The sequence below is a fragment of the Dactylosporangium sp. NPDC000244 genome, from assembly GCF_040300725.1.
Lineage (GTDB): Bacteria > Actinomycetota > Actinomycetes > Mycobacteriales > Micromonosporaceae > Dactylosporangium.
Genome location: NZ_JBEPEH010000094.1, coordinates 1 through 11078, shown reverse-complemented (window position 1 = coordinate 11078; position 11078 = coordinate 1). Strand labels below are relative to the sequence as shown.

The following is an 11078-nucleotide window of genomic DNA, read 5'->3' as shown; positions in this document are numbered from 1 at the left end:
GGTGTGGACGTGGCGCTGACCGAGGTCGACGTCACCAACGCGTCGACGTCGCAGTACGCCGGGCTGACCCAGGCCTGCATGAACGTGCCGCGCTGCGTCGGCATCACCGTGTGGGGCGTGCGCGACAGCGACTCGTGGCGCTCCGGTGAGAGCCCGCTGCTGTTCGACGGCGGCGGCAACAAGAAGGCCGCCTACACCTCGGTCCTCAACGCCCTCAACGCCGCCGGCCCGACCACCTCGCCGACCGGCGGCGGCACCCAGTCCCCATCGCCCACGCCTACGACGGGGGGCGGCGGCGGGGGCCGGATCGTCGGCGCACAGTCGGGCCGCTGCATCGACGTGCCGAACGCGTCGCACACCAACGGCACCCGGGTCCAGCTCTACGACTGCAACGGCCAGACCAACCAGGCCTGGACGTACACGTCCAGCAAGCAGCTGCAGGTGTACGGCAACATGTGCCTCGACGCCGCCGGGTCCGGCAACGGTGCGGCGATCCAGGTCTACAGCTGCAACGGCCAGACGAACCAGCAGTGGAACGTCAACAGCAACGGCACCATCTCCGGCGTGCAGTCCGGGCGCTGCCTGGACGTCTGGGGCACCGGCAACGGCCAGCAGGTGCAGCTGTACGACTGCTGGGGCGGGGCGAACCAGCGCTTCAGCCTGAGCTGAGCTGAGCCGATCCACCGGGGCCGGTGTGGCGGTGGGCTCCCACCGCCACACCGGCCTACGCCAGCGCGGGCCGGACGCGGAAGGTGCTCTCGGCGCGGAACGCCGCGGTGCCGTCCGCCTGCCGCACCCACAGCTGGTCGCCCTCGCGGTGGATGAAGTACCCGCGGTAGTTCGACGCCTCCAGCATCACCTCGCCGTCGCTCGAGGCGCGCGGGCAGAACGTCGCGTCGCCGCGGAACAGCCACGTGCCCTCGTTGCGGCTCAGCCGCAGCCGCCAGGACGAGTGGCGCAGGTACTGCCCGTCGGCGGCCCGCAACGAGTAGCAGCTCGCGTCGGCCAGGCCCGGCACCGCCTCGAACGTGGCCCGCTGCCGCGAGGATGCGGTGCGGGGCTCCACGAGGACGCCGAGCTGCTGCCCGTCGGTGCCGAGGTAGCGCCCGGCGGCCGCCGCGAACTCCAGCGACACCGGCCCGGGACGCAACGCGACCGGCGGCGCCGATGACGGCGGCGGCGCTTGGCCGGAGGGGCTCGCCGCCGACGATGGCGGCGGCGAGGGCTCACCCGCCGGCCAGGTCGCGGCGGCGGCCACGACCCCGGCGGTCAGCGAGCCGGCGACGACCAGTTTCGCGACCGGCAGGCCGGCCAGCCAGCCGGCCTTGGCCGAGCCGCTCGCGGTGGCCTTGACGACGGCGGGGTAGGCGGTGCCGGCGCCGATGACGGTGTCGTGGGCCGCCAGGGCGCCGGTGAGCGCGGCCGGTACCGGCAACAGCGCGAAGCCGGACAGGAGCCGCTCGGTGCCGACCATCCCCTCGGCGGTTCGCGCGCAGGCCACGCAGGAGCGGGTGTGCCGGGCGATCCGCTTGCGCCACAGCGGGCCGGGGATGCCGTCCCAGCCGGCGACGACCGTGTCCAGCCACGGGCAGCGGGGCCGCGCGTCCAGCGCCGCCACGAGCACCCGCGCCTGCTCGAGCCGGTTGCGCATGCGCTGGATGCGCACACCGGCGTGCACGACGCCGACGCCGAGCGCGGCGGCGAGCTCGGCGCGGGTCAGCTCCTCGCCGATCTCCAGCCACCACAGCGACCACAGCACCCGGTCGTCGGGGTCGAGCCAGCCGACCGCCTGCCCGACCTGCCGCCGCTGCCCGGAGAGCTCCACGCGCAGGACGGTGAGGTCCTCGAAGTCGTCGGCGTCCGGCACATCGGTGAGCGCCTCCAGGGGCGCCCGCCGCCCGGCGGTGATGCGCTCGCGCTGCAGGGAGGTGCCGGCCTGCCGGACGGCGATCGCGGCCAGCCAGGCGCGGAAGCTCTCCGGTTCGCGCAGCGACGGCAGTTGCCGCAGCGCGCGCAGCATCGTCTCCTGCACCACGTCGTCGACGGCGTTCGGGTGCCCGGCGAGGGCGCGGCGCACGATGGTGTACACCAGCGGCAGGTGCGCCTCCAGGAGGTCGCCGAGCGCGCGCTCGTCACCCGCTTTCGCCGCCGCGGCCAGGGATGCCCGGCCGGCCTTCGTCGTTGCCAAATGCCATCACCGGCCGTTGCGGTCGAGGGAGCCGGGTGTCCATCTCGGCATACCGCCCGGGACATTGTCAAGCAGTCCCGGCTCCCCCGACCGGCTCCGGCCGTGCGGATCAGCGGTAGCCGGCCGCCGTGATGTTGGCCTGCACCGCGTCCTCGATGGCGTTGCTCGGGTAGCCGGAGGTCATGACGCCCTCGTAGAAGGTGCCGGCGGAGCCGTGGCTGTTGTCGCCGCCGATGCCGAGGATGATCGCGCCCTCCTTCTTCATCGGGTTGTAGCCGCTGACGTTCGGGCGTTTGCCGTCGTAGAACGTCGACAGGCTGCCGGACTGGGCGTTGCCGGCGCGGATGGCCCAGTGGTTCGCCTCGCCCTTGACGATCGCGGTCAGGAACCTGTAGCTGACGCTCGGGTCGTTGGCGTTGTACCCGGCGTTGACGCCCGAGAACAGCCCGTTCTCGAGGTCGGCCATGACCCAGGGGCCGTTGCCGGTGCCGTAACCCCAAACCTTGATGTTGCCGAAGTAGATGGCTTCCATGGTGCCGTTGCCGTTGTCGCGGCTGTTGGTCTCGGCGTTGCCGTAGTCGAAGCAGCAGCCGCCGTTGTAGTGGGTGCCGTCGAAGATGGCGTACATGCCCTCGGGCTGGTCGCCCTTGGCCACGCCGTTCGTGGCGTTGTTGCGGTAGCCGGTGCCGGCCGCGACGTAGACGCCGTAGGCCTTGTGCCCGGCGATGGTGATCGGGGCGGCGGTGGCGTTGGCGAGGTTGTCGTAGCCGCCCGCGGCCGGCCCCTGGAAGCCGCCGGGCGGGGCCTGGGTGAGCCGGTTGTTGCGGCCGGACTGGTCGTAGATGATCGTGATCAGGCACGTGGTGCCGGCGCAGAACGTGTCCTGCGTTGCGGCGTTGGCGTAGCCGCCGGGGCTGAGCACGCCGATGTCGCGGGTCGTGTTGTCCGAGGAGCGCCGCACCTGGTACAGCGGGCCGTTGTACGCGGCGTAGAGCGCCCGGGTGGTGCTGTGCGCGGCGACGCAGGGTGTGCCGCCGCCGGCGTAGATGTCGCACGGGCCGGCCGGGCCGGGCGGCGGCGGCGTGGAGGTGCTCGGGCTCGGCGATCCGCTCACGCCGCCGGTGCAGGTGACGCCGTTGAGCGCGAAGGCGGCCGGGGCCGGGTTGGAGCCGGTGTAGGTGCCGTTGAAGCCGAGGCTCGCCGTGGCGCCGGTGGCGATGGCGGCGTTGTAGGCGGCGTTGGTGACGGTGACCGCGCCGCCGGACTGGGCGGCGGTGCCGTTCCACAGCTGGGTGATGGTCTGCCCGGCGGTGAACGTCCAGGTGAGCCGCCAGCCGTTGACCGGGTCGCCGAGGTTGGTGACGTCGACGTTGGCGCCGAAGCCGCCGGGCCACTGGTTGGTCACGGTGTAGGTGACCCGGCAGCCGGTGGTGGCCGCGGAGGCGAGGTGCGTGCCGGTCACGCCGGCGGCGGCGACGGTCAGCGCGGCGGTGAGGGCGACGAGCGGCCAGCGCCGCCGCCGGGTGGAGGGTGCAGACATCGGGGTGTCCCTTCTGGGGGCTCATACGGTGCCGATGTGTGAGCGCTCACAACGCGTCGCCGACGGTGCCAGAAATGCACCGGCAATTCAAGGGCGCATCCGTCGCCGGCCAATCAATCGCAAAAGTGTTATGACACGAGCTGCGGATGAGTCTCGCAACGTCGAATTGGAACTTTCATGCCGCACCGGGGTTCACTGCGGAACAACTCCGCATTGCGCCGCCCACCGTTCGACACAAGCGATTGTGAGCGATAACAATCGCCAGCACCGACGACCGGAAGGGCGAGTCATGAATCAAGATCAGCAGGAGCCCGGCGAGAGCAGGCTGCTGAGCCGCAGAGCCGTCCTGACGACCGTGGGGGCCGTGCCAATCCTCACGGTCGCGGCGTCGGTCCTCGGGGCCACGGAGGCCTCGGCCGCGACGGCGAATGTCAATCCGTCGGCACCGCGGCAGACGATCCGCGGCTTCGGCGCCATGTCCCACGCCGTGTGGGCCGGCGACCTGACGGCGGCGCAGCGGGACACCGCGTTCGGCACCGGAGAAGGCCGTCTGGGGTTCTCGCTGCTGAGGATTCCGGTGAACGAGAACCAGTCGGACTGGGGCCGCGACCTGGCGACGGCGCAGCGCGCGGCCGCGCTCGGGGCCACGGTCTTCGCCTCGCCGTGGAACCCTCCGGCCGGCATGACCGAGACCTTCACCCGTGGCAGTCAGACCAACGCGAAGCGCCTCAAGTACAGCGCGTACGGCGCCTACGCCCAGCACCTGAACGACTTCACCACCTACATGCGCAACAACGGCGTGAACCTGTACGCAATCTCGGTGCAGAACGAGCCCGACTATGCCTCGACGTGGACGTGGTGGACCGCTACCGAGATCGTCAACTTCTTGAAGGCGAACGCCGGCGCGATCAGCACCCGGGTGATCGCGCCCGAGTCCTTCCAGTACGTGAAGTCCATGTCGGACCCGATCCTCAACGACCCCGCGGCGCTGGCCAACGTGGACATCATCGGGGCGCACCTCTACGGCACGCCGTACGCGAACTTCCCGTACCCGCTATTCCAGCAGAAGGGCGCGGGTAAAGAGCTCTGGATGACCGAGGTCTACTACCCCAACAGCACCGACTCGGCAGACGCCTGGCCCGGGGCGCTCGACGTTGCCGAGCACATGCACCACGCCATGGTGGACGCGGAGTTCCAGGCGTACGTCTGGTGGTACCTGCGGCGCAGCTACGGCCCGATGCGGGAGGACGGCCAGATCAGCAAGCGCGGCGCCATGATGGCGCACTTCGCCAGGTTCGTCCGCCCCGGATACGTGCGGGTCGACGCGACGGCGAACCCGGCGTCGAACGTCTTCGTCTCGGCGTACCGGGGCGGCAACACCGTCGTCATCGTCGCCGTCAACAAGAACACCTCGTCGGTGACCCAGCAGTTCACCCTCGCCGGCACCGCCGCGTCCGGCAGCGTCTCGAACTGGCTCACCGACGCCAGCCGGACCGTCGCGCCCCAGAGCGCGCTCACCATGACGAACGGCTCGATCACCGTCACGCTTCCCGCCCGCAGCGCGATGACGCTCGTGACCAGCATCGGCGGCACCTCGACCAGCCCGTCGGCGAGCATCACGCCCTCTGTCCCGGTCAGCCCGTCGCCCAGCCGGTCGCCCGGCGGTGGCACGGCGCCCCGGGTCACCTACACGATGAGCACCTGGAACACCGGCTTCACGGCCGCCATCACCATCACCAACACCGGCACCGCGACCATCGACGGCTGGACGCTCGCCTTCACCCTGCCCTCGGGCCAGTCCATCACCTCGGGCTGGAACGCCACCTTCTCCCCCTCCAGCGGCCAGGTGAGCGCCCGCAACGTCAGCTACAACGGCACGCTCGCCCCGGGCGCCTCGGTCGACCTCGGCTTCCAGGCCACCCACACCGGCAACACCGCCGAACCGGCGGCCTTCACCCTCAACGGCATCCCCTGCACCGTGGCCTGACCGGCACGAAGAACACCTGGCCGTCAGCCTCGCGGCGGGGTAGGCCGGTAGTCGAACCAGTCGAAATGGACGGTGCCGTGCTCCGCGTACATGCCGATGACGCGGCCGGTGAAGCCGCCGGCGACCTCGGTCGACAGGTACCGGCCGTCGAGGGTCGCCAGCGCGTCGAGGCTCCCGTCGGGCCGGGCGAGGCCGAGGGACACGGAGTCCGGCCCGCTGCGGGAGTCGTGGGTGCCCTCGAAGGGCCCCGTGTCGATCCCGAGCACCACGGGACCGTCCGGCACCGCCCGGGCCGTGACGACCGTGCGCAGCGGGCCGATGCGGGCCAGCACGCGCGCCTCGCCGTCCGCGATCTCGATCGCGTAGTGGTGCCGCTCGTCGAGGCGCACCGCGAGCCCGCCGCGCCCGCCGGACGCGTCGATCGCCGTCCGGACGCCGCAGTACCGGTCCTGCTGGCGCCGGCCGACGAAGGTGACGTCGAGGTCGTCGAGCGAGCCGCCCCGCGCGCGCAACGTCAGCCAGCCGGGCCGGTCGCCGGTGGTGCAGTGCTCGGGCGTGCGGACGCGCAGCGAGATCCAGCGCGGGTGCAGGTCGGCGAGGTCGAAGTCGTCGCGGACCGGCTCGGCGGCCGCGGCCGTCAGCGGCCAGGGCGGCTCGGGCGCGCAGAGCGACACGTCGCCGGGGACCGGCCAGCCGTCGACCCAGCGCAGCGGGGTCAGGAACGTCTCGCGGCCCAGCACGTGCCAGCCGGGTGTGCCGCCGTGCGGCCGGACGCCGAGCAGCACCATCCACCAGGAGCCGTCCGGCGCCTGGACCAGGTCGGCGTGCCCGGTGTTCTGGATCGGGCGGTCGGTGCCGCGGTGGGTCAGGATCGGGTTGCGCGGGCACGGCTCGAACGGTCCCGCCGGGCTGGGGCCGCGGGCGATGGACACGGCGTGCCCGCGCTCGGTGCCGCCCTCGGCGAGCAGCAGGTACCAGAAGTCGCCGATGCGGTACAGGTGCGGCGCTTCCGGGGCCTTGGCGCCCGGCGTGCCGGACCAGATCCGGCGCGGCTCGCCGAGGCATTGCCCGGTGTGCGGATCGATGCGGACCTGCGACACCCCGGCGAACGTGCACCAGCAGGCGCCGTCGTCGTCCCAGGCGATGTCGGGGTCGATGCCGAGGACACCCGGCAGCGGGATCGGCTCGGACCAGGGGCCGGCCGGGTCGGTCGCGGTGACGAGCAGGTTTCCGCCGCCGCTGACGTTCGTGGTGATGAGCCAGAACCGGCCGTCGTGGTGACGCAGCGTCGGGGCGTAGATGCCGCCCGACGACGCGGTGCCGGCCGGGAGGTCCAGCTGGCTCGGGCGGTCGAGCGCGTTGCCGATCTGGGTCCAGTGCACGAGATCCCGGCTGTGGAAGATCGGTACGCCCGGGAAGTACTCGAAGCTGGAGCAGGCGAGGTAGTAGTCCTCCCCCACCCGGCAGACGCTGGGATCGGGGTGGAATCCGGCGATGACGGGGTTGGTCATCCTTTGATGGCTCCGATCAGCATGCCTTGGACGAAGTGACGACCGGCGTTTCGGGCAATATGCCCGGAAGCGTAGGGAGGCTCGCGGGCCGGGGCAATGCGCACCGTTGCCGCGCCGCCGGGCCAGCACGCTTCCTTGCCCAGCCAGGCCGACCAGGATCGAGTGACGGCACGCCGCTATCGGTACGTGGTGTGGAAACTTTCAGTCCCAGAGGCACTCGAGGCGGCCGTCGAACGTCGACTCGTCCGCCTCGGCACAGAACACCTGGACGTCGGCCTTGAGCGTGGCGTCGCGCCCGGCGGCGTCGCGGTTGTACGGGAACGGGTCGGCCCGCGCCGGCTGCGGCGCCGTGCACGCCGCCGGATCGGCCGACACCGCGACCGGCGCGAGGCTGCGCACGCCGGTGGTCGGCGCCCCCGGCACACCGCCCGGTGCCACCGGGGGCGCGGCGCACCCGGCGAGCAGGACGAGCAGAACGCAGGCTCCAACCGACCGCTTCACGGCGCGCATCATACGGCCGCGGTCTTGCGAGCCGTGCGCTGCTTGCCACCTACGGCAGCACTTCGATGTACCCCTCCGTGCCGTGCACGCGAATCCGCTGCCCGTCGGCGATCAGCCGAGTCGCGTCCACCACGCCGACGACGGCCGGCAGCCCGTACTCCCGCGCGATCACCGCGCCGTGCGTCATCAGCCCGCCGACCTCCGTCACCAGCCCGGCGACGGCCACGAAAAGCGGGGTCCAGCTCGGGTCCGTGTGCGCCGTGACGAGGATGTCGCCCGGTTCGAGGTCGGCCTGGGCCATGTCCAGGACGACACGGGCCCGCCCCTCGATGGTCCCGGCGGAGACGGGCAGGCCGGCGAGCGAGCCGGGCGGCAGATCGTCGCGCCGGTACGACCCGGTGATGCCCTCCCCGTCCGAGGTGAGCACCCGCGGCGGCGTGAGCGTTTCGTACCACCGGAACTCCCCCCGCCGCGCGGCGATGAGCGAGTCGTCCGCGCGGTTCGTGCGCACGACCTCGCCGAGCTCGTCGAAGGTGAGGTAGTAGATGTCCTCCCGGTCGCGCAGGACCCCGGCCCGCACGAGGCGGTCCGCCTCCTCCAGCAGGGCCCGCTTGTAGACGAAGTAGCGGCTGATCATGCCGTACTTCGGATACTCCCGGTAGCCGATGAAGGTCCGGACCCGGTCGATCCGCTCTTTCGTCTCGGCCGCCTTGTGCTCGCCGTCCGGCAGCTCCCGGAGGCGCGCCAGGATCTCCCGCTCCTTGTCCCAGGCCGCCTGCCGGCCCGCCTCGAAGCGCCGCGCACCCGCTCCCGGCTCGAAGTTCCTGATGTTGCCGAGGATCAGCGGCACGAGCGTGGAGGGGCGTTCGCTCCAGCGCGGGCGCGTGATGTCGATCTCGCCGACGCAGCGCATGCCGTACTTGCGCAGCCAGCCCTCGACGGCTTCGCGCACAGGCCCGGGCAGCTCCTCCAGGAAGCCGTCACCGTCCACGTGCCGCAGCCGCTCCACCACGTCCGGGTGCGGGCGGATCGCGTCGGCGACGTCGAGCAGCGCCAGCCCCATCTCCGAGGTCACGTTGTGCGGCACGGACTGCGCGAGCGTGTCGGCGGCGTTCTTCTCGCCGAGCCACTCCTCCAGCCGCTCGTTGAGCCACCAGGTGGCCTCCATCGCCGGCATGTACACCCGGCGGCTCTCCTGGTCGAACAGCAGGCGCCGCAGCTCCTGCATGTCCGCGCGGATGAAGTCGAGCAGCGCCTCGCCGGACTTCGTGCGGATCTCGCGCTCCGCGGCGGCGACCGAGGCCTCGCCGCGCCCGATCAGCTCGGTGACGACGGCCGGGTCGGTCTCGATCGGCTCGAGCGCACCGCCGGCCAGCGGCCTGAGCGGGCCATCGTCGGGGAGCGGCCGGATGAAGCCGTCGCGATCGAGGACCGTGCGCACCGCGTCGGCGGTGAGCAGATCCGATTTCGCCATGAGGTCCAGGAGGGCTTCCCGAGCCGACGGTACGGCCAGGCGCTGCGTGACATCGACGAACAGACGGCCGCCGGCCACCGCCATCGGGGCCGGGGTCGTCATCTGCCAGAACGAGATCCCGAGGGGCTTCATGGCGTCGGTCATCATCTGCTGGTGGCCGACCGAGAGGTAGACGCGGTGCTCGTCGTCGCCGCGCTCGGGAATCGGGAACAGCGTGGTGATCGGCCGGCTCTGCACGATGCGGAAGTCGTCGCCGGCCAGGCACCACTCGATGTCCTGCGGGCGGCCGAAGTGCGCCTCGATCCGCCGGCCGAGCCGGACGAGCCGAAGCACCTGGGCGTCGGTGAGCAGCGCGCCGACCGGCTTGGCGACGATCTCGCCGTCGCGCACCGTGAAGGTGTCCGGGTTCGCCAGGCCGGAGACCAGCGCCTCGCCGAGGCCCGCGATCGCCTCCACGGAGGTGACCGTCCGGTTGGACGTGACCGGGTCGGCGGTGAACATGACGCCGGACGCGCGCGGGTCGACCATCCGCTGCACGACCACGGCCATGCTGACCGCCCGGTCGTCGATGCCGTTGCGCCGGCGGTACGTCACGGCCCGCTCGGTGAACAGCGAGGCCCAGCACCGGCTCACGTACCGCAGGACCTCGGCCGGCCCGACGACGTTCAGGTAGCTGTCCTGCTGGCCGGCGAACGAGGCCGTCGGCAGGTCCTCGGCCGTCGCGCTGGAGCGCACCGCGTAGGCGTCCCGCTCGCCGAGCCGGGCCAGCGCGCCGGTGATCTCGGCCGCGAGATCGTCCGGGATGGCGATCTCCTCGACGGCCCGGCGGATCTGGGCGCTGAGCGCGCGGACCGTCTCCCGGTCGTCCGGGTCCAGGCGCGCCAGCCGACCGAGGAGATCGTCGATCGCGCCCGCCACGACCTGCCTGAAGGCGTCCGTCGTCACGCAGAAGCCGTCCGGGACGCTGACGCCCTCGAGCCGCGACAGCGCGCCCAGGTTCGCGCCCTTGCCGCCGACCGCCGCGACCTGGGTCTCGTCTACTTCGTGAAAAGCCACAACACGCACGGTCGCCGATTCTGCAGCACAACCCGGCTCTTGCCGCAATCCCCCCATATTGCTATATATTAAGGTGGGAAGGAATACTCCGGCTTCGCGAAGGCCTGGATTCCCTCAATCTCCGCACCGTCCCAGCTCAGGCTCTCTACACGACCGGTATACACATGATGTATACCGGTCGTGTAGAGTCCTGGGCATGTCCATCGGTCAAGCGTTCCTGGGGCTGCTCGAGACCCGCCCCCGCCACGGGTACGACCTGAAGCGGGCCTACGACGAGCGCTTCGGCGCCGACCGGCCCCTCGCCTACGGCCAGGTCTACGCGACCCTGTCCCGGCTGCTCAAGCACGGCCTGGTCACCGTCGACTCCGTCGAGTCCGGCGAGGGCCCCGACCGCAAGCGCTACGCCATCACCGATGCCGGAGTCGCCGACGTCGAGCGCTGGCTCGCCCAGCCCGAGAAGCCCGAGCCATACCTGCAGAGCACGCTGTACATGAAGGTCGTCCTCGCCCTGTCCACCGGACGGCCCGCGGCCGACGTCCTGGACACCCAGCGGGCCGAGCACCTGCGGCTGATGCGCGAGCTCACCCGCCGCAAGGCCGGCGGGGACCTCTCCGACCAGCTCATCTGCGACCACGCCCTGTTCCACCTCGAGGCCGACCTCCGCTGGCTGGAGCTCACCACCGCCCGCCTCGACGACCTCGCCAAGGATGTCCGCCGATGACCACCCTGCTGTCCGCCGAGGACCTGCACAAGTCGTTCGGGTCCACCGCCGCGCTCGCCGGGGCCTCGATGTCGGTCGCGGCCGGGGAGATCGTCGCCGT

General features: G+C 71.8%; 8 protein-coding genes. 3 read left to right on the top strand and 5 right to left on the bottom strand.

Translation table 11 applies throughout. The features are described from left to right. The coding region (locus ABT369_RS57310) for a ricin-type beta-trefoil lectin domain protein (protein WP_350627108.1) at positions 1 to 669 on the top strand (669 nt) is incomplete at its 5' end. A gap of 55 nt (positions 670 to 724) precedes the next feature. On the opposite strand, the gene ABT369_RS57305 is transcribed toward ABT369_RS57310, so the two are convergent. Both ABT369_RS57305 and ABT369_RS57300 read right to left on the bottom strand, forming a co-directional pair. Next, positions 725 to 2188: a sigma-70 family RNA polymerase sigma factor gene (locus ABT369_RS57305; RefSeq protein ID WP_350627106.1), complete on the bottom strand. Its 1464-nt coding sequence runs from the start codon at positions 2186 to 2188 to the stop codon at positions 725 to 727. A 109-nt stretch (positions 2189 to 2297) separates the two neighbouring features. After that, on the bottom strand, positions 2298 to 3728 hold the full coding sequence (locus ABT369_RS57300) for an arabinofuranosidase catalytic domain-containing protein (protein WP_350627104.1): 1431 nt from the start codon (positions 3726 to 3728) through the stop codon (positions 2298 to 2300). 364 nt (positions 3729 to 4092) lie between these two features. Between ABT369_RS57300 and xynC the strand changes: the two genes are divergently transcribed. After that, entirely contained in the window at positions 4093 to 5715 is a 1623-nt protein-coding gene (gene xynC / locus ABT369_RS57295) for a glucuronoarabinoxylan endo-1,4-beta-xylanase XynC (protein WP_502891969.1), read from the top strand. A 23-nt stretch (positions 5716 to 5738) separates the two neighbouring features. Here the strand turns inward: xynC and ABT369_RS57290 are convergent, their stop codons facing one another. The 3 genes from ABT369_RS57290 to rph form a co-directional block, all read right to left on the bottom strand. Next, the gene (locus ABT369_RS57290) at positions 5739 to 7226 is read right to left on the bottom strand and encodes a glycoside hydrolase family 43 protein (RefSeq protein WP_350627100.1); all 1488 of its coding nucleotides are present in this window, start codon (positions 7224 to 7226) and stop codon (positions 5739 to 5741) included. A gap of 201 nt (positions 7227 to 7427) precedes the next feature. Continuing rightward, positions 7428 to 7727, bottom strand: coding sequence for a hypothetical protein (locus tag ABT369_RS57285; RefSeq protein ID WP_350627098.1), 300 nt, complete (start codon positions 7725 to 7727; stop codon positions 7428 to 7430). 49 nt (positions 7728 to 7776) lie between these two features. After that, entirely contained in the window at positions 7777 to 10314 is a 2538-nt protein-coding gene (gene rph, locus ABT369_RS57280) for a rifamycin-inactivating phosphotransferase (RefSeq protein WP_350627096.1), read from the bottom strand. Positions 10315 to 10453: 139 nt separating this feature from the next. On the opposite strand from rph, the gene ABT369_RS57275 reads away from it, so the two are divergent. After that, positions 10454 to 10978 carry a PadR family transcriptional regulator gene (locus ABT369_RS57275; RefSeq protein ID WP_350627094.1) on the top strand — a complete coding sequence of 175 codons (525 nt, stop codon included), beginning with the start codon at positions 10454 to 10456 and terminating at the stop codon, positions 10976 to 10978. Positions 10979 to 11078 lie beyond the last annotated feature (100 nt).